30 protein-coding genes are annotated in these 26,575 nt (G+C 39.2%); 17 read left to right on the top strand and 13 right to left on the bottom strand.

Going from position 1 to position 26,575, the window contains the following annotated elements:
* Positions 1-37: 37 nt before the first annotated feature.
* Positions 38-832 (top strand): ion transporter, encoded by a 795-nt coding sequence (locus tag H6779_02910; protein USN87340.1) that lies wholly within the window; start codon positions 38-40, stop codon positions 830-832.
* An 18-nt stretch (positions 833-850) separates the two neighbouring features.
* On the opposite strand, the gene H6779_02905 is transcribed toward H6779_02910, so the two are convergent.
* From H6779_02905 to H6779_02890, 4 genes are read right to left on the bottom strand one after another with little or no spacing between them, the layout of a single operon-like run.
* Positions 851-1,207 carry a hypothetical protein gene (locus H6779_02905; protein ID USN87339.1) on the bottom strand — a complete coding sequence of 119 codons (357 nt, stop codon included), beginning with the start codon at positions 1,205-1,207 and terminating at the stop codon, positions 851-853.
* A 6-nt stretch (positions 1,208-1,213) separates the two neighbouring features.
* On the bottom strand, positions 1,214-1,423 hold the full coding sequence (locus tag H6779_02900; GenBank protein USN87338.1) for a helix-turn-helix transcriptional regulator: 210 nt from the start codon (positions 1,421-1,423) through the stop codon (positions 1,214-1,216).
* Positions 1,424-1,437: 14 nt separating this feature from the next.
* Complete coding sequence (locus H6779_02895) at positions 1,438-3,120, bottom strand: DUF3179 domain-containing protein (GenBank protein USN87337.1); 1,683 nt, start codon at positions 3,118-3,120, stop codon at positions 1,438-1,440.
* A 1-nt stretch (position 3,121) separates the two neighbouring features.
* Complete coding sequence (locus H6779_02890; protein ID USN87336.1) at positions 3,122-3,616, bottom strand: thioredoxin family protein; 495 nt, start codon at positions 3,614-3,616, stop codon at positions 3,122-3,124.
* A gap of 61 nt (positions 3,617-3,677) precedes the next feature.
* Between H6779_02890 and H6779_02885 the strand changes: the two genes are divergently transcribed.
* The 10 genes from H6779_02885 (at position 3,678) to H6779_02840 (ending at position 13,207) form a co-directional block, all read left to right on the top strand.
* Entirely contained in the window at positions 3,678-3,953 is a 276-nt protein-coding gene (locus tag H6779_02885) for a hypothetical protein (GenBank protein ID USN87335.1), read from the top strand.
* Positions 3,954-3,971: 18 nt separating this feature from the next.
* The gene (locus tag H6779_02880; protein USN87334.1) at positions 3,972-5,975 is read left to right on the top strand and encodes a hypothetical protein; all 2,004 of its coding nucleotides are present in this window, start codon (positions 3,972-3,974) and stop codon (positions 5,973-5,975) included.
* A 3-nt stretch (positions 5,976-5,978) separates the two neighbouring features.
* Entirely contained in the window at positions 5,979-6,479 is a 501-nt protein-coding gene (locus tag H6779_02875) for a hypothetical protein (GenBank protein USN87333.1), read from the top strand.
* Between the two features lie 109 nt (positions 6,480-6,588).
* Positions 6,589-7,014 carry a PrgI family protein gene (locus H6779_02870; protein USN87332.1) on the top strand — a complete coding sequence of 142 codons (426 nt, stop codon included), beginning with the start codon at positions 6,589-6,591 and terminating at the stop codon, positions 7,012-7,014.
* A gap of 1 nt (position 7,015) precedes the next feature.
* Positions 7,016-7,657: a hypothetical protein gene (locus tag H6779_02865; GenBank protein ID USN87331.1), complete on the top strand. Its 642-nt coding sequence runs from the start codon at positions 7,016-7,018 to the stop codon at positions 7,655-7,657.
* 6 nt (positions 7,658-7,663) lie between these two features.
* Positions 7,664-9,457: a conjugal transfer protein TraC gene (locus H6779_02860; GenBank protein USN87330.1), complete on the top strand. Its 1,794-nt coding sequence runs from the start codon at positions 7,664-7,666 to the stop codon at positions 9,455-9,457.
* A gap of 18 nt (positions 9,458-9,475) precedes the next feature.
* A complete protein-coding gene (locus tag H6779_02855; GenBank protein ID USN87329.1) occupies positions 9,476-10,258 on the top strand; it encodes a hypothetical protein in 783 nt (260 codons plus the stop codon).
* A gap of 47 nt (positions 10,259-10,305) precedes the next feature.
* Complete coding sequence (locus tag H6779_02850; protein ID USN87328.1) at positions 10,306-11,265, top strand: hypothetical protein; 960 nt, start codon at positions 10,306-10,308, stop codon at positions 11,263-11,265.
* Between the two features lie 9 nt (positions 11,266-11,274).
* Positions 11,275-12,468 (top strand): hypothetical protein, encoded by a 1,194-nt coding sequence (locus H6779_02845; protein ID USN87327.1) that lies wholly within the window; start codon positions 11,275-11,277, stop codon positions 12,466-12,468.
* Positions 12,458-13,207: a hypothetical protein gene (locus H6779_02840; GenBank protein USN87326.1), complete on the top strand. Its 750-nt coding sequence runs from the start codon at positions 12,458-12,460 to the stop codon at positions 13,205-13,207. Before H6779_02845 ends, H6779_02840 begins: the two co-directional genes overlap by 11 nt.
* A 60-nt stretch (positions 13,208-13,267) precedes the next feature.
* Here the strand turns inward: H6779_02840 and H6779_02835 are convergent, their stop codons facing one another.
* From H6779_02835 to rpmH, 3 genes are read right to left on the bottom strand one after another with little or no spacing between them, the layout of a single operon-like run.
* Positions 13,268-13,996: a membrane protein insertase YidC gene (locus H6779_02835; GenBank protein USN87325.1), complete on the bottom strand. Its 729-nt coding sequence runs from the start codon at positions 13,994-13,996 to the stop codon at positions 13,268-13,270.
* Positions 13,997-14,012: 16 nt separating this feature from the next.
* Positions 14,013-14,339 carry a ribonuclease P protein component gene (locus H6779_02830; protein USN87324.1) on the bottom strand — a complete coding sequence of 109 codons (327 nt, stop codon included), beginning with the start codon at positions 14,337-14,339 and terminating at the stop codon, positions 14,013-14,015.
* 48 nt (positions 14,340-14,387) lie between these two features.
* Entirely contained in the window at positions 14,388-14,537 is a 150-nt protein-coding gene (rpmH, locus tag H6779_02825; GenBank protein USN87323.1) for a 50S ribosomal protein L34, read from the bottom strand.
* Positions 14,538-14,791: 254 nt separating this feature from the next.
* On the opposite strand from rpmH, the gene dnaA reads away from it, so the two are divergent.
* From dnaA to H6779_02810, 3 genes are all read left to right on the top strand, one after another.
* Entirely contained in the window at positions 14,792-16,177 is a 1,386-nt protein-coding gene (gene dnaA, locus H6779_02820; protein USN87322.1) for a chromosomal replication initiator protein DnaA, read from the top strand.
* 374 nt (positions 16,178-16,551) lie between these two features.
* Positions 16,552-17,649: a DNA polymerase III subunit beta gene (gene dnaN / locus H6779_02815; protein ID USN87321.1), complete on the top strand. Its 1,098-nt coding sequence runs from the start codon at positions 16,552-16,554 to the stop codon at positions 17,647-17,649.
* Between the two features lie 9 nt (positions 17,650-17,658).
* On the top strand, positions 17,659-17,952 hold the full coding sequence (locus tag H6779_02810) for a hypothetical protein (protein USN87320.1): 294 nt from the start codon (positions 17,659-17,661) through the stop codon (positions 17,950-17,952).
* 40 nt (positions 17,953-17,992) lie between these two features.
* On the opposite strand, the gene H6779_02805 is transcribed toward H6779_02810, so the two are convergent.
* The 5 genes from H6779_02805 to ruvB all read right to left on the bottom strand — a co-directional run bounded on the left by H6779_02805 (position 17,993) and on the right by ruvB (position 22,756).
* The gene (locus H6779_02805) at positions 17,993-20,194 is read right to left on the bottom strand and encodes a penicillin-binding protein (GenBank protein ID USN87319.1); all 2,202 of its coding nucleotides are present in this window, start codon (positions 20,192-20,194) and stop codon (positions 17,993-17,995) included.
* 150 nt (positions 20,195-20,344) lie between these two features.
* On the bottom strand, positions 20,345-20,617 hold the full coding sequence (locus H6779_02800) for a hypothetical protein (protein ID USN87318.1): 273 nt from the start codon (positions 20,615-20,617) through the stop codon (positions 20,345-20,347).
* Between the two features lie 72 nt (positions 20,618-20,689).
* Positions 20,690-21,169, bottom strand: coding sequence for a crossover junction endodeoxyribonuclease RuvC (gene ruvC, locus H6779_02795; protein ID USN87317.1), 480 nt, complete (start codon positions 21,167-21,169; stop codon positions 20,690-20,692).
* A 5-nt stretch (positions 21,170-21,174) separates the two neighbouring features.
* Positions 21,175-21,714 (bottom strand): YebC/PmpR family DNA-binding transcriptional regulator, encoded by a 540-nt coding sequence (locus H6779_02790; protein ID USN87316.1) that lies wholly within the window; start codon positions 21,712-21,714, stop codon positions 21,175-21,177.
* A 46-nt stretch (positions 21,715-21,760) separates the two neighbouring features.
* Entirely contained in the window at positions 21,761-22,756 is a 996-nt protein-coding gene (gene ruvB / locus H6779_02785) for a Holliday junction branch migration DNA helicase RuvB (GenBank protein USN87315.1), read from the bottom strand.
* A gap of 165 nt (positions 22,757-22,921) precedes the next feature.
* Here ruvB and H6779_02780 point away from each other — a divergent pair, with 165 nt between their 5' ends.
* Positions 22,922-23,431, top strand: coding sequence for a hypothetical protein (locus H6779_02780; protein USN87314.1), 510 nt, complete (start codon positions 22,922-22,924; stop codon positions 23,429-23,431).
* A gap of 413 nt (positions 23,432-23,844) precedes the next feature.
* Here the strand turns inward: H6779_02780 and H6779_02775 are convergent, their stop codons facing one another.
* Positions 23,845-25,578, bottom strand: a complete 1,734-nt coding sequence (locus H6779_02775) for a type II/IV secretion system protein (GenBank protein ID USN87313.1) — start codon at positions 25,576-25,578, stop codon at positions 23,845-23,847.
* Between the two features lie 259 nt (positions 25,579-25,837).
* Between H6779_02775 and H6779_02770 the strand changes: the two genes are divergently transcribed.
* Together H6779_02770 and tsaE are read left to right on the top strand one after the other, a co-directional pair.
* Entirely contained in the window at positions 25,838-26,008 is a 171-nt protein-coding gene (locus H6779_02770) for a hypothetical protein (protein ID USN87312.1), read from the top strand.
* Between the two features lie 63 nt (positions 26,009-26,071).
* Complete coding sequence (gene tsaE / locus H6779_02765) at positions 26,072-26,521, top strand: tRNA (adenosine(37)-N6)-threonylcarbamoyltransferase complex ATPase subunit type 1 TsaE (GenBank protein USN87311.1); 450 nt, start codon at positions 26,072-26,074, stop codon at positions 26,519-26,521.
* Positions 26,522-26,575 lie beyond the last annotated feature (54 nt).

The following is a 26,575-nucleotide window of genomic DNA, read 5'->3' as shown; positions in this document are numbered from 1 at the left end:
GCTTGCGAAATTTTAGGCTGAGCAGTAATCTGTACCTATGCAAGAAAAATTGACAAATATTGTAGAGGCTAACTGGTTTCAGCGGTTAATTATTGCTGTCATTATCCTTAACGCCATTACTCTGGGTCTTGAAACCGCCCCTGATTTAATAGATAACTATTTACCCCTACTAGACACTCTCGACCTCATCTTTTTGACAATTTTCACCCTTGAGCTAGCAACAAAACTTGCCGCTTACCGATTGAATTTTTTCAAAAGTGGCTGGAATAATTTCGATTTTATAATCATCGCTGTTTCATACCTGCCATTTATCGAAGGTTTGTCTATCTTGCGATCATTACGCATTTTACGAGTGCTCCGTCTCTTAAGTGTCGTGCCACAGTTTCGCAAAGTCACGCAAGCTTTTTTTGACTCCCTGTCAGGCTTGTCGGTTATCGGTTTAATCCTGTTACTCTTGTTCTACATCGGAGCGGTCATGACCACAAAACTCTTTGGCGCCGCTTTTCCGGTTTGGTTTGGCGGGATAGATAAATCACTCTTTTCATTGTTTCAGATTATGACGTTAGAAAGTTGGTCATCCGGTATTGCTAGGCCGGTGATGGAACTTTATCCTTATGCCTGGCTGTTTTTCGTACCTTTTATCTTAACCACTACTTTTATCACCCTTAATCTTTTAATAGGAGTAATTGTTAATTCTATGCAAACTCTTCACAACGATACCACCGACAAGATAGACGGTCATCTAAAGAAACAAGATAAAGAAAGGGAGGATCTCAAAACACAACTAAACACCCTAGAAAAAACCATCCGAGAATTAAAAGAAAAATTGTAATGATTTAATCTTCTACTTCTACCGGTTTTTACAAGCGTAGGAATGAGCGATAGTTTTTGAAATTATCATTATAACCAGTATCAAAATAATTTCTGGGTAAACGTGCCCATCAACAATCAAACGATAGGCAATAGCCACCACCAAGAGAACCATTCCAACTAGGTAAGTAGTGTGGTCAACAAAAGCTCTGATCGACACCTCACGTTCATCTTGTGGACGCTCGTTGTAAATAAACAATCCATAAGAAATAGTAGACAACATGAGCACGCCAAGCAGCACCATCTCCATCCCATCCGGCATCAAGATATGAAACGGATCAAGAAATAGTAGCGCTAAGACGGAAACAAGAATTGGTAATAGAGTTTGCTGTTTCATGGTTGGTTATTTTTTATTTTCAATAAAAAGTTTTTCTAATGGGCATCTAAAAACCTTCGCCAAACGTAGAGCCAAAACGACCGATGGGATATAGTTTCCTTTTTCAATCGAAATAATGGTCTGCCTGGTTACCCCAACTCTTTCAGCCAGTTCAACTTGTGTTAAGCCGGCTTCTAAACGGTAATCCAGAACTTTATTTATTAGCTCTGTATTCATGGTCTTATGTGATTTTATAATTCAATAACGTGAATCTGATCACTGTGCTGAACGGCAAAGCTAAACCACATTTCAAAATAGAAAGGTTGAACAGCTCCCGACTCGTCAACAATAATCAATTCACCAGTATCGGTGACTGTCAGAGTGTACTTAATATTGTTAATAATTTCAACAACCGAGCTCACTTCGCGCAGTTTTAACCAAGGTACTGACACCGTAACATCACCCGCCCTAAAGACAACCATGATAGTTTTGGGTGGAAACTTATTATCCAGAGAACTTGGATCGAAAACAAATTGGCTGTTAGTTTCGTAACCCACGTATGGGTCCCTGGAATAGTCACGCGAGTAGCCAGTATCTTCACTAAGCAGCATAGAGTATGGATAAAGTTTTTTGATCTCACCAATTGTTAAGAGCTGAAAGGGAAGAGCTGTAAGCTCAGCCGGATAATACGTACCCGCCAAAACTTTACCAGTACTTTGTTGCCAAAGACTCTCAGTTAAACGGTCGTACATTATCATATTACTTTCAAGCAAACTGCCACTAACACCGAAAGTTGGTGTCTTTCCATCCGGTAAAGTACGGTCATAAACAATCGCACTCCAACACAGCGGACAAAAGGCAATTAATATAGGCTTACCATCAATTTCATCATTTACGATTTCGTGCCAATTAAGGATGTTGTAGGGATAGACTTTGATATCATTTTCACCAAACACCACAATCGCCTGCGTTTCATCACTGTGGGAAAATTCAAAGATTGGAACAAAGGTCGGATTATCAATCGCAGGAATACCGTCTTTTCCAGGCCCACCAGAAATTGCATTAGCTATGTTGGGGTTATTTTTTGACCAGTCTGTTTTAGGAAAAGCTTTTTGCAGATGTTTGGGAATATTTTCGACAGCAGTTGCTGGTTTCGTGGTCTGTTCATCTATTACAGACAAACTATTACCAGCTGGAACAATCGATGTCTCGGTGGCTGAATCTAAGATTTTTTGTTCAAATTTAGAAATATCTAAATAGCCAGTATCAAGAATGGCTGCTTCTATTTTTTTATCCAAACCAGAAATGATAGCTAAACCAACGATAAGAAAAATTACTCCCAGTCCTCGTTTAAACTTGCCGTGGTTGTCAGCGAGTAGGTTAAGTCTACCGGTCAAACGTTGCCCCAATAGAGCAATTAAAGCCAAAACTAAAATAAGACCAATAAGATAAGTAATTAAATAGACTGTACCAAGCCAAAAACTGGCTGGCAAAACAGTACCGAGAATTACAAAATAAGTTGGACTACAGGTAGAAAAGACCGGACCGAGAGAAGCACCAATAAGCACATCACCCCACACACTCTTTTTTTGATAGCCGGTACTCATAAGCTGATTGGCATCACGACTAGCTTTAGCTACAAAAGGTAGAGACTCCCAAAGAACAGGGAAGAGTAGGATCAAACCAAAACCAGCCAAAATACCACCCGATAAATACGACCAAAAAACAGCCGGTATACTGATGAGTGCTGTAGAGGCTTTAAGCAGATAGGTGAAAAGCAAGATTGATAAAGCTAGCGAACCAATCACTATATAAGGAGTAGCCCGACTTCTGGCACCGACACTACTACCGATCACGACCGGCAACAGCGGCAAAACACACGGCGCTAAAACCGTTAAAACACCAGCTAAAAAAGAAATAATAAGTAGTGTCATTTTATTTTAATGAAGTTAAGAGGTGTTTTAAGTCACCACCACTCCACTTATTAACCATAGTGCCATCATTCTTAATCTGAACCAAGGTATGTTGAGTGGTAACGCCATACCTTTTCTTGAGCTCAGTTGCTGTATCGTAATCTACTTTATAGATTTCTGTTCCAACCGGAATGCTACTTAAATGACTACTAATTTCAGCATCTAAAGCCCGACAACTTGGGCACCAAGTGGCATAAAAAAACAGAACGATGTTTTCTGCATTACTATTAGCCACCGCTGAAGCTGAGTATGCCTTATACACACCCGCCTCAGAATCTGTAGCTGGTTTATTCTCCACCTTATTAGTTTGAGTCGCAGCTTTTTCAAAATTATCTTGTTGAACCAATTCCGTGGTTGCCGCCGGCTTTGAAGCAGCAAAACCAACAATAATAATTAGTATAAATATTATTAGGGTAATAGAAACATAATGTCCTGTTTTTTGGTTATTTGGATTCATGATTAGGTAAGATTTAATATTAATTAACTTGCAGTATCATGATAATATACCAAACTTTTTAATGTCAAGTCAGCTTTACATACTATCTGTTTACCTTAACTGGGCACGTAAGAGTGTGTATAAGGAAATAAATGCTAATTATCAATATGATAACGTTACAGTAAGGTTATTCATCTTTTATAAACTCATGGGAGCCGCTTTGAATTCAAAACACTATAACAATCCTGACTTATTACCGGTGGTGATATTTAGACTTCTTTTTGCAACCGGTAGTTATATAATAGATAAGATCAACTACACAAGAAGAACCGTTAGCAGTAGCCTGACTTTCCGGTAAACCACCACAATATCCAACATGACAAACTTCATAGCGAATAAAAAGTACACAGGACTCTTAATAGGAATTGGAGCTTTTTTGCTATTGATTCTTCCTACTTTGGCTTTCGCAGTTGGCGATGGTGGGGCAGATGAAAAATTGGGGTCTAGTTGGTTTCAAGACCTACTGTGGGGAGTAGTTAATGGAGTATTTGGCTTTCTAGTATGGATGGCTGGAAAACTTCTCGATACTGCCATTACCACCTTTGTTATAGGATTTGGTGACCTATTTATTAATACTGGACTTGGCTTTGCCGTTGATAATCTCTGGCAAACCGTTCGCGACATTTTTAACCTAACCTTTATCTTCGGTCTAGTTTATATCGGTTTTAAAATGATATTAAACGTAGGTGACAGTAGCGCCAAAAAAATGTTGGTCCACATCATTCTAGCGGCGCTGTTGGTGAACTTTAGCTTATTTATCACCAAATTTATTGTTGATTTCTCCAACATTGCTGCTATGCAGGTGGCTGGTGCATTTTCAAACGGGGCAGGTGAATACGAAGCGGCTGGAAAATTTGTAGAGAGATTAGGTCTTACTAGCATATTTGACGGTGACCTTACCGCTTTTTCATCCAGTAATGGTAATGGTTACACTTATATCTTCGGAACCCTCTTTCTATTCATGGTGACAGCTTTTGCTTTCTTTGCTGGTGCCATATTATTAATCATAAGATTTGTGGTATTAAATCTATACATGATTCTTTCTCCGATTATGTTTCTGGGTTGGGTTTTTCCAAATCTGCAGAGATACTCAACTGAGTATTGGCAGAATTTTTTGGCCCGAGCTTTTTATGCTCCCGCCTATATTTTAATGCTTTATTTTGCTTATGTGGTCTTTAATGAATTTTCAGTTCTGGCCAAGTCAAACTCTTTTGCTACCGCTTTTGCCAGCAACAATGTCGCCACTGCCACTGAAGCATTTGCCACCACTGTACCTTACTTCCTAATTATGATTGCTTTCCTAATGGCAGCTATTGTTGTAGGACAAAAGATTGGTATGACCGGTGGTAATGCCATGGTCACTTTTGGAAAACACTTAAGTGGTCGTGCTCGTCGCGCAGCTGGTAGTGTGACTTTTGGCATAACTTATCCAGCTAGAGCAGGAGCACGTATGGCAGCAAATGCTTATGGTGCAAATAGAGAAAGAAGATTGAACGAACTACAGACACGAAGTGGTTTAGCTGGAACTATATCAAGATGGAACTGGGTTGATAGAGCAGCTAGAGGCGGCGCAGAGAAACTAAAAAACGCTGAACTTGGTACAGGAACCACAAACCTGAAGGAAAAAGAATACAGGCAATCAACACAAGCTAGAGCAAACCAAACAGAAGGAGAGCTTGAACGTAAAAGACAATTTGAAACATATAACAAAACCCTTGACGATAAAACCAAGTTGGCCACAGACCTATCAGATGCTTTTGATGAGTTAGGAAAGACTATTAGGAAAATGACTGGAATTGAAAAAGAAAAGCTCGGATTTGAAAAACTAAACAATCAGAAAGTGGCCATGCACCTATCAGATGACGATATAAGCAATCTAGAAAAAACAGGTAAATTCTCATCACAGCAAATTCAAGATATTAAAAACACCAGAAATGAAGCTTATACTAATATTGCAACTCACGGTAATGTCCTTGGTGCAGGAAAGAATTCTACAGGAGCACTACTATATTCACACCCAAACGCTAGCACGGTTGATCAAAAATCTTCAATGTTTAGCAAAAATGTTAAGGATATCGGAAAGATGCCGGTGGATGTCTTCAAGCAACAGAGTATGTTTGATCATATAACTCCCGCTATGCTCGAAGAAAGAATTAAGAATGGTATATCAACCACTGATAGAACCGAAATTAGAAATGCCTTGTCGGCAAACTTAGGTATTGCAAGTACAACTGTACCAACTGTCGCGTTAGGACCAAATAATCCATGGGTTAAATGGGCAAACGGAAATTCAACCTACGCCGCACAATTCTTCGCATAAAATATGGAAAATACTTTTGAAAAATTTATAGAAGCTTACAGTAATGCAGATCAAGGTTTACGAGATATAATTGATTCTGATAAAATAGGATTATTTATAGATAGTCTAATAAGCAATACACAGTATAGTAATTTGAAAATGAAGTTGATTGTTATAACTTCAAATAAGCTGTTAGGAATTTTTTCCGACAAGGATATACCTGATGAGTTAACAAAATTAGATGTAGATAGTGATACTACTCAGGTTATGTCTATAAAAATATTGGATTTTATAAAGAAATTGACAGACAATGTGGCTTATCAAGCTGAGGAGGGTAGTTACCCAAAACCATATCCATCAAATATGGAAAAAACAGAGACACACAACGACCCCACTAAAACACTACAGTCCAACCACCAAAGTACCGCCGCCACCCAATTTGTCGCTTCCGGATCTGTAAATAACACAACACCACCTCCGCCGCCCAGCCCACCAAATCCACCTATCGGGTACGCCAATCAATAGACAACAAACACTCTGCGCCGTAGGCGCAGAGTGTTTGTCTTAACATCTATACACAAAACCAACACTGCTTTTTTCATATAAAGTGTATAATGTATTTTGTACGTGTGTTATGCGATTTGAAGTACCACAATTTATTGATATTGAAGACAAAATCTTCGGGCCGTTAACTTGGCGACAGTTTCTCTATCTTGGTGGAGGAGTCGGAATGGGTGTAGTTTTATTTTTTATAAATAAAATACTATTTCTTATTCTTGGACTACCATTAGCTCTTTTAGCTATAGCCTTAGCCTTTTACCCGGTTAACAACCGTCCATTTTCCTTTTTTCTTGAAGCTATATTTACCTATCTATCTAGTACAAAACTATATTTGTGGAGACAAAAAGAAGACGTGATCCACAAAGACATGTTTACACCTAATACAGTTAACTATCCGGATCCACGTCAAAGTCAAAATCTCGGACAACCAACCAACCGTCAAAGCACTACCTCATTAGCCCGTCGCTTAGAATTAGAAGCTATCCAAAAGAAAGAATAATATGCCTAAAACTACAGCCGCCACCCAACAATTCGTTGCTATTAAAGATGTAAAAGACGGGATTTTAGTATTAAAATCTGGTCAATTATGTACCATTCTACTTGCCACATCAATTAACTTTGCTTTGAAGTCAAACGATGAACAACAGGCGATACTACAACAATTCCAAACCTTCCTTAACACCCTTGATTTTTCTCTGCAAATCTACGTGCAATCCAGACGTCTAAATATCGAACCCTATCTGGAACTACTTAAAACCAGAGAATCAAAGCAAGATAATGATCTGATGCGAATTCAGTTGCGTGAATACATAGAATTCATAAACACCTTTACCACCGAGGTTGACATCATGAGTAAAAACTTCTTTGTGGTTATACCTTACTCACCAACTCCGACCAATATAACCAAAGGCATTACCTCACTTTTCTCGACTAAACCAAAAACCTCTAGCAATAACTCCACTGAGATGCGTTTTGAGGAACAGAGAGTTCAGCTTGAGCAAAGAGTGGCTGTAGTAGAACAGGGATTAGGCAGAATTGGAGTTAGAACCACTGCTTTAGGCAGTGATGATTTGGTTGAACTTTTTTATCACATTTATAATCCAATTGACGCCACCGGATCAGCTCCGACTTTTAACAAATAAAACACTATGGGTATCTTTGATCAATTTAAACCACAAAAAAAATCCAACGAGCCTTCTGTTAGTGACCAGTTGCTAACCCTGGTTGATGTTGTAGCTCCTTCGGCTGTCAATATCACCCCACGTGGCATAAACTTAAGCGGAGTGGATGTTAGGGTCTTGTACGCAGTGGCTTATCCTCACTATCTCAACGCCGGATGGATGGAACCAGTATTAAATATGGATAAAGAACTTGATGTTTCTATTTTCATTCACCCCATTGATACTGCTGACAGTCTAAAAAAGTTTCAAAAAAAGGTAGCGGAGGTACAAAGTCAGATTAATATTAAGGCCGAAAAAGGGGAGGTGCGTGACCCGCAACTCGAGGCTGCTTACCGAAACCTTGAAGAACTAAGAGACCGCTTACAGCAAGCTGAAGAAAAACTCTTTAATGTTGGTTTTTACGTTACTATTTATGGAAAAGATGAAGCAACTTTAAACAAAACCGAAAATGATGTAAAGGGTATTCTTGACTCTAGATTAATCTATCTAAAACCCGCCCTCTTTCAACAAGAACAGGGTATTCAAAGTATCTTTCCTACCGCCAGTGACAAACTCTTGGTTCACAGCAAATTTAATTCATCTCCTCTATCCAGCTTCTTTCCCTTCACTTCTTTTGACCTCACCTCAGACACCGGAATCCTTTACGGTATAAATCGCCACAACTCATCACTGGTCCTTTTTGATCGTTTTTCTCTCACTAACTATAATTCAGTTACCTTTGCCACTTCGGGTGCTGGTAAATCATACGGTTTAAAGCTGGAAATTTTGCGCTCTTTAATGTTTGGTACCGAAGTTATTGTACTGGATCCAGAGCGAGAATATGAATACTTAGCCGAAGCTACCGGCGGTCGCTTTTTTAACATTTCTCTTTCATCTGACCACCACATCAATCCTTTTGACTTACCACCACCCCAAGCAGACGAAGATCCTAGAGACGTACTCAGGGCTCACATCATTGAACTGATCGGTCTTTTCCGACTAATGCTTGGCGGCCTCGCACCAGAGGAAGAGACTATCTTGGACTTAGCTATTCAGGAAACCTATGCCCTTAAAGATATCACCGGTGATACAGACTTTTCCGAACAAGAACCGCCGCTTTTGTCTGATTTTGAGATGGTACTAGCTGGTATGGATGGTAGTGCTTCACTGATTACCCGCCTCCAAAAATACACCTCTGGTACTTGGTCAGGTTTTATGAACAAACCTACCAACGTCGACATCAACCAAAAATTTGTCGTCTTTTCACTACGTGACATGGAAGACGAGCTTAAAACCATTGCCATGTACATTATTACCAACTTCATTTGGAGCTCCGTTAGACGAAGGATGGTTAAGCGACTATTGGTTATTGACGAGGCTTGGTGGATGATGAAATCTGAAGACACCGCTTCCTTTCTATTTAGCCTAGCCAAGCGAGGACGTAAATATTACTTAGGTATTGCCACCATTACTCAGGATGTTGATGACTTTTTGCGGTCACCTTATGGAGTACCAATGATCACCAACTCTTCTATTCAGTTCCTAATGAAACAATCAGCCACCGCGATTGATAATATTCAAAAAACCTTCAACTTAACTGATGAAGAAAAATTCTTACTTCTTGAATCGAATGTAGGGGAGGGGATATTTTTCGCCGGTTTAAAGCATGTCGCCATCAAGGTTATTGCTTCATACACCGAAGACCAGATCATTACTTCAGACCCTTCTCAACTTCTCCAAATCAAAAAGGCACGGGAAGAACTACAGTTATCTAGACAGTAAACCTGTTAGAATAAAGCTATGGCTGAAGCAAACGCACAACCAATCAGAAACGCGCGCCGAATTGATAAGCAGCGTATTAATAATGATTGGGAATATTTGGATCAAGCAACTGAACCAAACCATCCAACTACCGACCAGAAATTTAACCTGACTCATAAAAGCCAGGGTTTAAACTCCACCACCATCAGACAACCAAAAAAAATCGGTACACAGCAAGTGGGGGACACATTGGTAACAAGCTATCGGTCTCAAGTTAATACAATAGCACCCGTTAATGACGATAACTATATATCTAAAATAAAAGTTGAACAACCTAAAGATATATCTCCGGCCCGTCGCCTACGTGCCAATAGAGCTACCGCTGCCATTGCTTCTTGGGTGGGCTGGGTTTATATGGCACAACTTTTCTTTGCCTTTGTGTCTTTGGTTGGCCTAGCTGCTGCCGCCGGCTTATCAGGTGATTTTGCTGGCCAAAACAATGAAGATCAGGGTCTATGGGAAAAAACTAAAAATTTTGTTATTAGCAGCATAGCAGGGATAGCCAACATGTTCGGAGCCAGTGATATTGCCGCCAGCCTTTTCTTAGCTGGTTATTTTATAGTACTAGCCATTGGAGCAGGAACTATATCAACTATTTATATACAATACACCTTAGCTCGAGTCAGACCATTAGCAGGTAGTCACTCTAGCCTGAAATACGGTACGCTTTTGCTGGCTATGGTTGGTTATGCTGTACCGCTACTAAATCTTTTTCCATGGATCGGCTTTTGGATTGCTGCTATTTGGAAATACCCAAGATAGTGTCTAAAGATGCTTTTTTTTGCCTATAGTTTGTTATTATAATAACCATGAGATACCTAATATTTATTTTCACTATTTTTCTGCCCATAAGTTTTACCTACGCCCAAAGCAATTTCAGTGTTAATCAACAAACTAATTTAAGTATCACTCTAAAAGATGAATATACAAAGCCGTTCTCTAAAAACACCGCTACAGTAGATGATTACTCTGTACCACTAAACATTACTGGTATCAGCTGGAAAATAGATGGTGAAGCTGTACCCGAAGCCAATAATCAAAAAACTGTTGATTTTACCACCAAAGATATTGGCCAACCTACCACCATAGAAGTATCTGCCAAAACCTTTGAGGGGATTATTTTTTCAGCTAAAAGAGTGATTAGACCATTCTACCTAGATATTGTTATAGAACCACAAACTAAAACACCAAGCTTTTACCAAGGCCGTGCCATTCCCACACTAGAAAGCACTATTAACCTAACCGCTCTTATCAACAGTAGTTTGAGTGACTCTGAAAATTATATTTACAACTGGTCTTTAAACGACACTGTATTGGCTGGAGGATCACTTCGTGGAAATTATAAAGTAGCCCTCAAGGTTCCACCAGGCTACCAAAATGTTGTGACTGTCACCATCACCAACCTAGCCGGTGAACTAGTTGCCAAACGCACTATTCCACTCGTTTACGGTGATCCAAAAATGCTATTCTACGAAACCAATACTTTATACGGTGTAAAGCATATACCAATTGATAGGACCTTAAATTTGATTGGTAACAGCGTTAGCGTTCAAGCCGAACCTTACTTTGTAGACATAAACACTTATAACCGTCCCGATGTTCTGGAATGGAAGATTGATGGACAAAGAAGTCCGAGTGCCGGCAACAACCCTTATGAAGTAACCTTGGCTAGACAAGGATCATCTGGCGTTTCGAATGTTAGTTTCCGAATCAACAGCACAACCAACTTTTTACAAGGAGCCAAAGGTAGCTTTAAGGTAAATTTCTAAGTATAGTGTATGAATAAACCAATCTTCATTATTGTCGGCGCCATCATTATTTTTATATTAATCATTATCTGGGCATATTTATTATTCTTCGGTACACCCAAGTCAGCTGATGACATATATGCTAATTTTGGACTAGGTAGTGAAGAAGTGATTGATAACAACCAAGGTCAAAATCTAGAAGAAGAAACCCCAATTGTAAACACTAATCGTCCAAAATTACGCCAACTAACCACTAAAATGGTTGCTGGTTGGGGAGAAATCGACCAAGGAACTACTACTACTGAGCTACCAACGATTTATTATGTAGAAATGGGAACTGGTCACATCTATAGCTTAAATTTAGAAACTGGTGAGGAAGCTAGGGTCTCTGGTACCACTATAGTAGGAGCTACTACCGCGATGGTGTCTCCAGCTGGTGACTATGTGGTGATGGGTACACCGGGAAATTCCAAAAACACGACCTTAACTGTTGGTGAAATAAGCACCAGTAGTGATCTTACAACGGAGCAAATCACAACTTCAGCCGACAGTTTTACTCTTAGTAATGATGGGCAAGAACTTTTATATTCAGTGAAGGAAAGTACTGGTTTAACAGGGCATAGTTATAATTTAAAAACCGAGACCGATAAAACCATCTTTGACTTACCAATAAGTGAAGCGATTATTGAATGGGGAAGTGACAGCTCAGCCACCCATTACATGTACCCAAAGCCAGCTTCGATCTTGGAAGGTTACTTAGCGGAAATAAAGGCTGGAAAAATAAATCGTTTACCAGCCGATGGGGCCGGTTTTACCGCCTTAGCTAATAATAAAATTATTGCTTATAGTAAAAACACTGGTACTGAATATAGAGCTTTTATCTATAACAGAGAATCTAACACCGAAGCAAACTTTCCTCTTCCAGTAAGTTTCTTGCCGGAAAAATGTATTACCGCCGAAAACACTTCTAATTTTATCTGTGCTTATGACAGTAGCACCAATCAATCAATCAACCTTCCGGACAGCTGGTACCAAGGGGAGACCAATTTCAAGGATTCTCTTTGGTTAATTTCCAGCACCGATTTAACTGCCAACTTATTGGTTGATACTTTTACCGAAAGTCAAAGAGAGATTGATGTGACAAACCTAGGTATCGGAAGCAGCGAAAAAGCAGTATACTTTATAAACAAGAACGATAACACTCTTTGGATGTATGAATTATAAAACACTATTTATACTGGCAATTATATTGCTACCTTCCATAACCTTAGCTCAATACCAACAACTGGTCGGTATTGGAGTTGATCCAAACACCGACTTCGGCACTTATATAAATAGATTATACGCCCTTTCAATCGCTGTCGCTGCTTTACTGGCGGTTATAAAGATCATCATCGCCGGGCTTAGGTGGATGCTGTCTGATATTGTTACCTCCAAACAAGAAGCTAAGAGTGATATTTGGGGCGCCACCCTTGGTTTATTAATTGTTATCTCGGCCGTTCTAGTCCTCACTACCATTAACCCACAACTAGCTAATACACAGATATTTCTAGCACCACCAAACGAACTCAACGGCCCAACTCAAGCTGAAAGACTGGGAGCAGAACCGGCTTACAATGCAGGTGCTGGAGAAACCTTATCTGTTGTTAGCAGTAAAGCTGCTTGTGAAGATATAGGTGGCACAGCACAACCAACCAGCGAAGCTGGTAGTTGGTGGTGTATCCGCAAATCCAGCGATGTGTCTTTGACCACTAAAGTATTTGGATGTGTTCCAGGGGACGGTAACGTTCCTTTTACAGACCCTAAATCCGGTGTAACTTATATGGTGCCTAATTACGACTGTAGCGCTCAAGAAGCCGCCTGTGCAGATTTAAAAGGTACCGCTTTCCACCCAACCAACACCTGGGGCGATATCACCGATAATACTAAAATTGCCTGTACTTACGATCCATACAATCAGTAAAAACATAATAAAAAAATCACCACGATTGTGGTGGTTTTTTTATTTTACTATCAATACTTTTTACCGATGATGCTTTTTTATATGTAATTCTTGTAAGATAGCTGCCACATTGCTAACAAAGAAGTAAAGAGCAATCGCTGCTGATATAACGTAAGATACTACAAAAATAATGACCGGCATAACATAGCGCATTTGTAGCTGCATATTGCGCATAATATCCTCTTTCATGTCAGGAGCCTTATTAGGATCTCGTGGGGCCATTTGAGGCATCGCCAGTTTAACCTGATAGTATTGGGTAACACCCGCTAAAGCAGCCAATAGTACACTCTTACCAGATATATCAATCATGCCTAGGAAATTCATATCAACCAAACTGGGAGTAGACACAAAAGAGTAGAGTAGAGCGGTGTTAATTTCCGGTAAAGCTACCCCGCCGCCACTATAAACCGAAAAGTAAAGGGCAATAATGATCGGAATTTGCAGAAAAACCAAAAACAAACTAGCAAATGGATTCATACCAGCATCGCGATAAATTTCCATCATCGCCCTAGCTTGTTCTTCTTTATTGTCTTTGTGCTTCTCTTTTATTTCTCGCAACTTAGGTTCAATTTCCCGCATTATTTTTTGCGTTTTAGCCGCTTTGATAGAAAGTGGTAACAAAATAAACTTAACTACCGCCACCGTAGCGATAATCGCCACCCCAACATCACCTCCAGGAATAATGTCAATAAAAAATATTAACCCGTTGTAAACAGGGTCGAAAAAAAATGTATGCCAAATATAACTCATGGTGACTATTCTACCTTTATTTTATTACTCGTCCAACTTCTTTTTTAATAACCTCTATAACTTCGTTTTTCGTCAACTCCTTAATATTCGGTTTTATCAACACAATATAAGCACCGGTTGGTTTTTTATCAGCAACCAATCGACTAATAACTGCATAAACACGTCGCCGCAACCGATTGCGGTCATGAGCCTTTTTAAAAATCTTCTTACCAACCACCACCACACAAGCAAAACTGGTGGCTGGTGCGTAAATGACGGTAGAATACATATTATGTAATCTTCTACCTTGAGCTAAAAGTGTATTAAAGGAAGCAGAGTTTAGGCGACTGGTTTTTTTTAACATAAAATAACTATTATTATAATAACGTTATTTCATATAACAAAAAAGCTCTTAGCGAGCTTTTTTGACCGTTAGTTGTGCCCGTCCTTTACGACGTCTTGCTTGTAAAACCTTAGCTCCAGAAGGGGTGGCGCTGCGTACCAAAAAACCATGGGTAGTAGCCCTTTTTCTTTTGCTTGGTTGATAAGTTCTTTTACTCATATGATTTCAGCTAATGTAATTTACCGTCACACTATACATGATTAAATAAATAATTCAATAGCTTAGTTAGATTTGTTGTATAGGTCACAAAAAAGAGGGTAGGGTGGTATATTTTTAATTACATTTTATACACAGGTTATACACAGTTGCATTTTTATTTTTAAAAAAAGTTATTGGTTTTACTTCAAAAGTACGTATGGGTTTTACAGCTTTGAGAATGAGGGTATAATGCAGTGTGTTATACACTTCTGATTATGAACCAAATCTCACACCCACAACCAACCAATAGTATAGTTCGCACTGAACATATAGATGTAAAAAAGTTGTGGGACGATGCTTTGGTTAAAATTGAACTCTCTATTACTCCAGCCAATTTTAAGACTTGGTTTAGAGATACATACATTCTATCTCTAGAGGATGGTACGATTAGTCTGGCGGTACCTAGTGTTTTTGTTCGCGATTGGCTACAAGACAAATTTCAATCAATGATTCTTAAAACTCTTAGGGATTTAACTCCTTATGTTCGCAGTGTTGAATATGAAGTAGTGCAGCGCACTGACCGTAGAGCTGATAGTAATAAAACTCAGACTGTTAACGCAGCCCTACCGCTGGAAGAATATTATATAAACAAAAGCGATAACCTTAATCCAAAATATTCTTTTGACACCTTTGTTATTGGCCCCTACAACGCCTTGGCCCATACCGCCGCTAAAGCTGTTAGTGAACGACCAGGGATAGCTTATAATCCGCTTTTTATTTACGGTAAGACCGGCCACGGTAAGACTCACCTTATCCAAGCAGTAGGTAATCAGGTTAAAAAAACTGGTAAAAAAGTATACTATGTTACCAGCGAACGTTTTGCAGTTGACTACTTCAACTCACTTCAAAGCGGCACCGCTAATAGCTTTAAGGATAAATATCGTCAGTATGATGTTTTAATAATGGACGATGTACAATTCTTGGCCAATAAAGAAAAAACGCAAGAGGAGCTGTTCCATTTGTTTAACGCTTTACACGACACCAATAAACAAATAGTGTTTTCAAGTGATGTTCACCCCGCTTTATTGTCTGGTTTAGAAGAGAGATTACTGTCTCGTTTTTCTCAAGGGATGATTGTGGACATACCAGCCCCAGACCTTGAGTCAAGAGCCGCTATTTTGAAAGCTAAAGCAGCCCAAAACAGTATTACACTATCAGACGATGTAGTAGACCATCTAGCCTATACAATCGAAGGTAATATACGGGAACTGGAAGGTGCATTAAACACCATCATGTGCCAATCACAACTATTAGGTAAAACCCTATCATTAGATGAAGTAAAGTCGATAATTAAAAACAGTTCAAAACCAAGAAAAACTCTCGCAGTTTCTGATGTGGTGGATAAAGTGGCTCGATATTTTGATATAGACCAATCTAGTATTTATGAAAAAACCAGACGAAAAGAAATTGTTAAACCTAGACAAATTATCATGTATATTCTAAGAGAGGATTTTCAAGTCTCTTATCCAGCCATTGGTAAAAAACTTGGCGGTCGCGACCACACCACCGTGATCCACTCTTGTGAAAAAATAAAACTAGAACTAAAGTCCAATTCCGAACTGGAGGAAGAAATAACCCAAATAAGGATGCTTCTTAAGTAGATGAAGTAAAGTAATTAATATAAACAAATAACCCCACTAGTGCTTGGGGTTATTTGTTTATAAAAACTTAACCAACCACATGTTAATTACCTTGTTAATAACTTTAAAAATGTTTTGGGTTATGACTCGGAAAACCTGTTAGTAAGACAGTGTTATACTAGGAAAAAGTGTTGGTTTGCCTACCATCTTATCAACATTATTTTTAGCCTTTTTAGTCACCAGCTTAATATTCACACCTTATCCCAAACTCTCAAACACGATACCAACTATCACCAATAGGTATTGTTGATAAAAAACGATTATAAATACAACATATTTTTGAGATATGCACACTTCCACAACCCTAATAATAAAGAGTAGAATATGATTTAAATATGGAAATAATAACCCCTCATCCACAACTAATTAAAACTCTGGAACTCATCAGTCGTATCAGCACTAAGCATGTGACTCTACCTGTTTTGCAGTGTGCTTTAATTAATGCAACGGCAGATACCATATCCATCAAGGCTACTAATCTGGAGTTGAGTATCGAAGTTACTATTCCAGGTAAAATAAATGAAATTGGGACAATAGCGGTACCGATGACAACTCTACTGCAAAGTATTCAGTATATTAATCAATCAGAAATAACCCTTCGTGACGAAGATGGTGTATTATTGATTGAATCAAAGCAAACTAATACTTCTATTAAGTCAATTCCTTTCGAGGAATTTCCAACTATAAGACACCTTGAGGGTGGAGGAGTGAAGGTTAATAGACCTCTTTTTGCTTCGGGTATAAAAACTACCGCCTTTGCTGCTTCACAGTCTTCTATAAAGCCTGAGTTAGGTAGTGTTTATGTTCAGCAAAAAAGGGAACACTCTTTAACTTTTGTATCCACCGATTCTTTTCGCTTAATGGAAAAGCGAGTGCCGCAAAAAGGGGTGGTGCTTGATCACTCGTTTTTGGTGCCACAAAAGAATGCGATTGAATTGGCTCGTATTTGTGATTTATTGGAAGATGATCCGGTTTTAACAGTGACCGATAACCAGTGTGCTTTGGATTTTGTTTCTGAGGGGGTATACGTAACCTCTCGGTTGGTGTCAGGGTCTTTTCCAGATTATGAACAGATAATACCGAAAGAGTACATTACACATGTTACGGTGCTAAAAAGTGAACTCCTAAATGCTTTTAAGAAAACTTCTGTGTTTTTAAATAAATTCCATCAAGTTTCGCTGTCTTTAACTGATGGTAATATTGTTGTTTCTTCACAAAATAACGAGGTAGGGCATATTACTGATACTGTTAAGGCTGTAATTGAAGGTGAAGAACTATCCTTAAACTTCAATCAGCAATATTTAATAGAGCCATTGTCTCATATCTCTGATGACAGTATTGTTATGCATTTTGCTGGTATTGGTCGACCACTCGTGATAAATGGTGTGTCAGACAATACCTTAAGGTATTTGGTGATGCCGATGAATCGTTAGTTAATTTATATGGCAGCTAAACGAAGAGGTGAAATTGTTGCTGTTAAGGATTTGTTTGAGAAGTATCGTCGTACATTACAAGCGCCGCAAAAAACTGTAGAGCTAGAGGCAGTAAGGGTGATTGGTGAAATTTCTGGGTTAAAATTAACCGAAAAACAGGTTAAATACACTCCTGCGAGCAGAACTTTAGCTATTACTGCTTCCAGTCTTATAAAACAGGAGCTTAGGTTCCATTGTCAGGCTATTCTTGAAGAATTGAAAAAAAGATTAGGAACAAAGAATGCGCCGCAGTCTATTTTATAAAAACCAGCCTTAAGGCTGGTTTTTATAAAATAGACTTATTTTAGTTTTGGTTAGTAGTTTCTTCTGTTTTATTTAGGTTATAGGTTTCATTTTTCCAGAGTTGGACTGCGTATTCCCAATTGTCATATTGGTCGTCTTGGCGTGGATTGCTTGGAGTTGGTCCTTGAGGATCGTTTTTGTTTACGTAATGAAGAATGTTATGAATGTCGTTATAGATTTGATTTAAGGAGTCTGCGTTTATTTCGTCTCCACTAGCCATTATTTCAAATAATTTACTAGTGTCTATATATTCTCCGCGAATTATTGGTTTAACACCAACCCGGTTTATGGTTGGTTCGGTGAAGTTTTCTTCGGGTAATTTTTCTAGAGCAACATCCATAAACTCTCGCCACATTGGTGTTGTAATAAGTCCTGATAAACCTCCTCCCATTGGAGAATTGTCGTTATTTCCTACCCAGGCACCAACAGCTATGTTTGGAGCGTAACCCATAATCCAAGCATCCCGTAAGTTGTTGGTACTACCTGATTTAGCGGCCACATCGCGATTAGGGAAGTTTATTGGTGAGTTGGTTCCCCAGAGTGGGGTTCTAGCTATGTTGTCTGATAGTACATCGCTAATCATTAAAGCAGCGTTTTTATCTAATACTCGTTTAGTGGAGATTTGACTCTCTTCAATGATGTTGCCGCGTGTGTCTTCAATTCTTAGAATAGATCTTGGTTCAGCTTTGATACCTTCATTGGCAAATACTCCATAAGCATAGGCCATGTCAATCAATCTAACTTCTCCACCACCTAGTACCAAGGTTAGTCCATAACGGTCTGGGTCGTTTAGGGTGGTTAGACCCATATCTGAAGCAAGTTTTAAGGAATCTTTAATACCAGCTAAGTACAGTGTTTTAACTGCCGGTATGTTTAGTGATTGAGCTAAGGCGTTACGAAGGTTTATTGGACCAATCGTCTTATGGTTGTAGTTGTTTGGAGAATAACATGGTGACTCAGAACTAAAACTGTCAGCGGCGCAAAGTGGTGAAAATTGTGTTTTTACATCAAACACAACCGTATCTGGTAGGTAACCTTTCTCAAAAGCTTTGGCATAGATAAAAGGTTTGATTGACGAACCTGGTTGACGAGTAGCTAAAGCAACATTGAAGTTACCATCTATATCTTCACTGAAATAGTCACGGGAACCAACCATTGTTAGTAGATCACCAGTCTTTGGGTCAACAGCCACTAGTCCAGCGTTAGTAGCTTTGAATTTATCGACATTAGTTAGTCCGCGTTCGTAGACAATTCTTTCTGCTTCCTTTTGTAAGTCCCAGTCTAAGGTTGTGATTACTCGAAGTCCTCTTTCTGACAAAGCTTCTTCGCCATACTTTTGAACTAATTGCTCTCTAATGTACATTACAAAGTGCGGAGCCCGGATACTACCAACAGCCTGTGGTTGGAAAGTAACTATTTCAGCAACAGCCTCGCTATACTCTTCTTGGTTGATGAAATTATTTACCAACATTCTTTCTAGTACTAATTTTTGTCGCTTATCTAATTCGTCACGATGGTTTCCATAAGGTGAAAGAAAGGTTGGGGCTTGTGGTAGTGAGGCAATGTAAGCTGATTCGGCTAAGGTTAACTCGCTAGCATGTTTGCCAAAGAATGATTGAGCTGCTTCTTCTACACCATAAATGGTTCCACCATAAGGTGACTCGTTTAAATAGATGGCTAAAATCTCATCTTTGGACAAGTTTTTCTCTAACTTAATAGCAAGTATCCACTCTTTAACTTTTCGAGTTAAAGTTTTTTCGTTTTGAAGAAGCGAGTTTTTAACCACTTGTTGGGTTATGGTTGAGCCACCTTGTCCACCTAGTAGGTCACCTTGGGTTAGGTTTGTTACCACTGCTCTAATAATGGCTTTGGGTTCAATTCCGTGATGTTTATAGAATTCATCATCTTCAATGGCTATGGTGGCATTTTTAATATGACGATTAATATCTTCAAATGGAACTACGGTCCGCCTAACATCTTGGTGGAGGTCATAAAGAAGAATTTCGCCGGTACGATCATAAATTTTTGTGGACTGTAACACACGTCTTTCTTCAAAAGAGGATAAATCTGGTATTTTTAAGGTTGAAATCCAGATTAAGAACACTGCTGACAGTATGATTCCTAGGGCTATTAGTACAATAAATAAATCTATAAAAAGATTCTTTATACTAAGCGGAAATTTTATTAATTTTTTTATTCTCATATTTAATTTATTCAATATAAAACCAATAGTAGCACAGATTGTCAGACACTTTACAGTCAAAAAGTTATTTGTAAATAGGTGTTTTTTAGGCTAATAAAAAACAGGGTTTGTTTAACCCTGTTTTACATATTTTTAGGTTTGAATTATGTCTTACATCTCATCAATGTCATCAAAAGTATCAAAGTCTACATCTTCAGCGTCGTCCTCGAGCGACTCTTCTTCGTCCAGTTCGTCTTCCTCTTCATTATCTTCACCGTCATCATTTTCGTCATCAACTAACCCAAAACCTTCCATGCCACTATCTTCTTCTCCGTCTTCGTCGGTTACTTCATCCAGTAAATCATCATCTAAACCGTTATCATCGTCCGGGTTTTCACTATCATCTTCCAACTCTTCTTCTTCATCGCTATGTAAAAATATCATATTTATATTTTAATTATTTATTACAGTTGTTGTAACAAAACTTTACACATATTTCAATATGTTTGGAGGATTTTACCTGTCATTAGCGTTGTGTGCAAGACAGGTAATCCCAACCGCAATCGCATCGTATTCATCGTCCAGAGCCTCTTGTGGTACGTTTTTAACCAATCGCTTAACCATTTGGATAACAGCCTGTTTATCACTCTTCCCGTAGCCAGTAGTGGCGATTTTTATTTCCTGTGGTCCATATTCAAATACCTGGCAGTCGTGTTTTTTTGCTAAATAAATTATCATTCCTCTCGCCTGGGCTACACCAATGGCGGTTTTGATGTTTTTATTAAAGAACAGAGTTTCAATAGCCACGGCTTGTGGCTGATGTTCGTTTAGTAACTTTGCAATAGTTTCTCCGGCGTAAAAAATACGTTCAGTTAAAGAGTTATTTTTACTGGTTTCTATACAGGTAGAGTAATGCAAAAATTCGCCACCTTGGTTCTTTTCCAGGATAGCTACACCGATACGGTCGTAGCCAGGATCGACAGCTAACACTTTCATGTTACTTATTCTACATCATCAGCGGTGGTGTAGATATCTTGTACATCATCTTGCTCCTCAATCTGTTCAATAAGGCTGGCTAGTTTTTCACCATCGTCATCTGATAGTTCCAGCGGAGAGTTTGGTATATAATCACCATCTTTTTTTGTGAAGGCCCAAGCAGCCGAGCCGGGTGTTCCAAGTTGGTAGCCGGTTTTAGAAAAAATATGCTTTATTTCTTGGTTGGTACGGTTGTTGTTGTCAGTTACGGCGGTTATTAAGATAGCTACCCCACCAGGGCCGTAGGCTTCAAACATAACTTCTTGCATTGATTCTCCGCCAGCCCCACTTCCTTTAGCTACTGCGCGATCAATATTTTCTTTAGGCATTGAATCTTTCTTGGCGCGTTCAATCGCAGCGGCTAACCCGGGTGAGTTAATATCACCACCGGCTTTCTTTGATTCCATTGTGATTAAACTTGAGTGCTTAGAAAAGATTTTACTTTTCTGGGCATCGGTAGCAGCTTTTTTGTGTTTGATCTTAGACCATTTATTGTGTCCTGACATACTATTATTTTTATTTAAGTTAAATTAATAAAATACTGACATTAGTTTAATCTGAAAATCCCATATGTCTATCAGCTTCTATGGTGGTCATGCGACCGCGGGGGGTGCGTTCCAAGAGACCTTGTCTAATCAGGTAAGGTTCAATCACGTCTTCGATAGTGGACTGCTCCTCGCCAGTAGCGGCGGCGATGGTGTTTAGTCCGACTGGTCCACCTTTAAATTTACTAATTATCACTTCCAGTACAGCGCGATCTGGGGTTCCTAAACCAAGATTATCTATTTCCAGAAGCGAAAAAGTGCGGTCAATAATATCATTAGTAAGTTCTCCGCCGTCTAGCTGGGCCATATCACGACAACGTTTTAGTAAATAATTGGCGGTTCGGGGGGTGGCACGACAACGGGTGGCAATTTTCATCATGGTTTCTGGATTGGAATCAATAGCCAATATCTTAGCTGAGTGGGTAAGGATAGAAGAGATATCTTCTGGACTATAAAATTCTAAGCGAAAGGTTCCACCAGAAAAACGTGAGCGCAGCGGTGCCGATAACATTGAAATGCGGGTGGTAGCAGCTACTAAAGTGAAGGGGGGAAGGTCTAGTTGGACTGTGCGAGCTGATGGACCTTTACCGATAATGATGTCCAGTACCCCAGATTCCATAGCCGGATAAAGTACTTCCTCAATACTTTTAGAGAGGCGGTGAATTTCATCTATAAATAGAACGTCACCTGGTGATAGGTTGGTTAAGATGGCGGCTAGATCACCAACTCTTTCAATGGCTGGTCCGGAAGTGGTACGCATGTTGGTGCCAAGGGTTTTGGCTATTAGGTGGGCTAGGGTGGTTTTGCCAAGGCCTGGTGGTCCATAAAGTAGGATATGCTCGGCTGCGTGACCACGTTCTTTAGCGGCGGTTAAAAGAATACGAAGATTTTCTTTGATTTTTGTTTGACCGATATAATCATCCCAAGTTTGTGGTCTAAGGGTTTGGTCGAGGTTGCTGTTGTCGTCTCTGGTTATAGTCTGTTTTCTTGCATTGCTTGACATTAAGCTATATTAGCAAATTTTTTGGGTGTCGGTTAGTATTGGTTTCGTTCAAGAAGAAAAACGGTAAAGGGCAACCCTAGGCAAGTCTGCCTAGGGTTGCCCTTTACCGTTTTTCTTAAATTTGGTAGTTCGTGATTTGTCAAAATAAATGTTAAAATAGCTGTCATGAAAAAAATTAGCTTATATTTATTTACGGGTTTATTTGTAGTGATTATTTCACTACCAAATACTGTGTCAGCCTATAAAACCACTGATCAAAATGTATATAAAGTTAGCGATAACACATTACTTTTTACTATCACTTACAGGTTTGGTTTTTCGAGTCGAGAAGTGTATATGCCGATTGGTGCTGCTTGGGGGTTGGAAAACATAAGTGATTCACCTTATGTTGGTTATGAGGTATTGAGAGATGGAAAACCAATTGATTTTAAGAGTGGGATCAGTGCTTTGGTGTTGAGTACAGCCAAGATTAGTCAAAATCAGTATTATTTACCAGAGGGTAAGGTGGCTGATTTTACTCTAGCGACTATTTTGAAAGTACCTGCTGGTGAAGACGTTAATGGTTTGTCAGTTAGGGTGACACACCTGCCTTTTATTATGGTTAAGGATGGTTTGTCGGGCAGGACTTTTCTAAATGAACGTGAATTAGAGCCGTATATTACACCTGAAAGTTAAATATTTGAAAATTTTTAAGAAGCTCAAAACTGTGTTTAGTAATGGAATTAAGCCAAGATTATGTTTTGGTGTTGACAAAAAAAATATATATGCTAAGATAGTCTGCAACTTAGTGTTCTCAAGCTAAATTACTCAGAGCGGGTTGTTTAGGGATGTTTTTTTAATTAAACTGGCTTTTTCTAGATGATAACTCTCTAAGCAACTCGGGTACGTTGCGAGGTTTTTTTGGCTCTCACCTTTAGAGTGAGGCTGCTGAAAATTCTCTTAGCGCGGTATCCACTTTCAATGCGGAAGCTTTGCTTAGAGAGTTATCCTCTCGAAATGGTGATGAACAAGGTTGTTGTTCAGACTATATCATACTCAAAATAAAAAACAGCTTGACCGTAGCTGTTTTTTATTTTTCAGAGGCATTTTTAGGCTATAGTGTGAGCTAAAAATAAGTCATCGCTACCCATTTCTGTTTCTGGTACTAGGTCAGATTTTGGTTTAGGCATTACCACAACTCTTTCTAGTTCAGCTAGTGAGGTAATTCCTCGTACTACTTTTTCCACCCCGTCTTCCACCATGGTTGGTATTCCTTGCGGGGCAGCTGCTTCTAAAATAGCGTGTTCACGCGGGTCGCGAATTATCACTTCTTCCACTTTCTCATCCATTCGGATGGCTTCAAAAATACCCATTCGTCCTTTAAAACCGGTGCCACCACAAGCAGTACAACCTACCGCTTTAAATAGTATTAATGGCTCTGGAACGGTCGGTTTACCTGGGTGCTGACTTAGTATATCTTTTACAACCCTAATTTCCTCTGGTGGGGCCTCGTACTGTTGCTTGCAGTCGTTACAAAGTTTTCGCATCAATCTTTGTCCCATCATGAGACTAACTGAGCTGCTGATAATTCGGGCATCAATTCCTAAGTCTAGTAGGCGAGGGAAGCCCCCCACAGCACTGTTGGTGTGAAGGGTGGAGAAAACCAGGTGACCGGTCTGGGCGGCATGTATTGCGGTTTCGGCTACTTCATGATCGCGAATCTCACCAATCATGATGATGTCGGGGTCTTGACGTAAGATTGCTCGTAGTCCGGAAGCAAAGGTGTATTCATCACCGATTTGCGTTTGGACAATTCCTTCAAGTTTATATTCCACCGGATTTTCAATAGTGATAATCTTTACGCCTTCCTTGTGGGTTTCTTTAAGAAAAGTATAAAGAGCGGTGGTTTTTCCAGAGCCGGTTGGACCGGTAGTGATAATTAATCCATTTGGTTTTTTTAATTCGTCATCTACAACTTTTCGGATGATTGGATTGAGGTCAATATTTTCAATTCTAAAAGTCGCCACACTTGGGTCAAGAAGACGCATAACCATCGATTCGCCGGAGGCACCAGGAATGACCGAGACACGAATTTCTAGTTCGCGGTCTATTACCACGAAAGTGAAGCGCCCATCTTGCGCTTCTTGCCGTTTGTTCAGGGTCATACCGGCTAGTAACTTTAATCTAGACATCAGTCTTTCATAGATGTAGCGGTCAATATCAAAGATGTCGTGAAGTACACCGTCAAGGCGGTAGCGAACTCTAATTACATTTTCTTCCGGCTCAATGTGAATATCTGAAGCGTAAAGACTAATGGCTCCGGCAAACATCATTTCAATTGTTTCGGTTACTCGTTTTGAGTTATTGATGGTGGAAATGTTCTTGAGCTCTGTCGCTGCATCTTCTTTATTTTTTATATGACTCATATAGGCGGCAATGTCATTGGTATCAATATCGAACACTCCCTTTTTACGAGCTGAGGTTTTTACTAGATCAGCGTAACGTTCCCAGGCGTGTTCTAGGCTTCCAGTGGAACACATAAATACTTGGATGTTTTGGCGGTTGTTTTGAATTTCTGCTAAAGCTTGTTCAGTAACTGGATCGCTTGGGTTTTTGACTGCTACTGAAAGTAGGTCGTGAGTTGAGTCAAAAATAACTAAATTGGCAGCGCGCGCTTTTTTTTCAGGGTATAAAGCTACCGCTTCCGGGTTTATGGTGTAGCCGTGCAGGTTTATATAATCGTAGCCCCGTTGGGGTGCCAAAATTTGCACTAATTTCTCTTCTTCACTTTTTCTTAGGTCAGCAATGCGAGTGTTGGAGGACTGATCGTTAAACTTAATCATGTAATAAATTGTACCATGCTTGATTGTGACAGGTGATAGTATCGTGTCTAAATAAATTTGTTGTTAGAATGGTTATCGCCCTTGCGACTTTTGTACTGGTGTGGTATAAGTGAAATGGTAACTTTTGTACCAATACACTTACGTATTTACTTTATTTATTTACTCTGTAGGAGGGGTAGGAATGAAGGTTAAATTTTTTAAAGTATTTATAATTCTTTTAATCAGCTGGGGTTTTATCGGTTGTGCCGGATTCGATACTATGGAATCGAGAGGGTGGTCAGATGATAAGTTCAGGTTGGGAGAAACAGTGTTAAGTTTTTTCAGTGTAAATGAAGCATGTGAAAGAATTTTAACAACTATGCACGAGAACGGAACTTCTGCCAACGATCCTGAGTCGATCAAGCTGTTAGAAGAAAACAGATGTTTATAATACACCAACAAATAATAGCCAATCATTGTATTGGCTATTACCTTCTACGCTATTTGAATATTTATGTCACTAAAACAAATTACTATCAAAGATCAGTCGGATCTCGAAAAATTTGCCAAAAACTATATTACTCTAATCAAAGACAAAGCTACTACTCAGGCCATTGTTGTGGCTTTTTCTGGTGAACTCGGAGCGGGTAAGACCACTTTTGTCCAACTTGTAGCAAAGGAACTTGGAATAACTGAAACTGTCACCAGTCCAACTTTCACTATTATGAAAATTTACCAAATAAATGGTGATCAAAAGTTTAAGCAGCTAGTCCATATTGATGCTTATCGTATAGACGATTTATCTGAAGTAGCACCACTTAGATTGGGAGAACTTATGTCTGATAATAATAATCTGGTCTGTATTGAGTGGTCGGAAAAAATCATGGCGGTCTTACCGGACGATATGTTTAGTATTGATATTAAGGTGATCGGTGAAAACGAGAGAGAAATTACCTATAGCTAGATTAGATCCAGTGTTTGTCTAGTGCGGGATGCATAAAAAATCAGTATACTGGTA

The organism is Candidatus Nomurabacteria bacterium (assembly GCA_023898525.1).
GTDB lineage: Bacteria > Patescibacteriota > Minisyncoccia > Phycocordibacterales > UBA918 > OLB19.
This window is presented reverse-complemented; position numbering and strand designations above follow the sequence as displayed.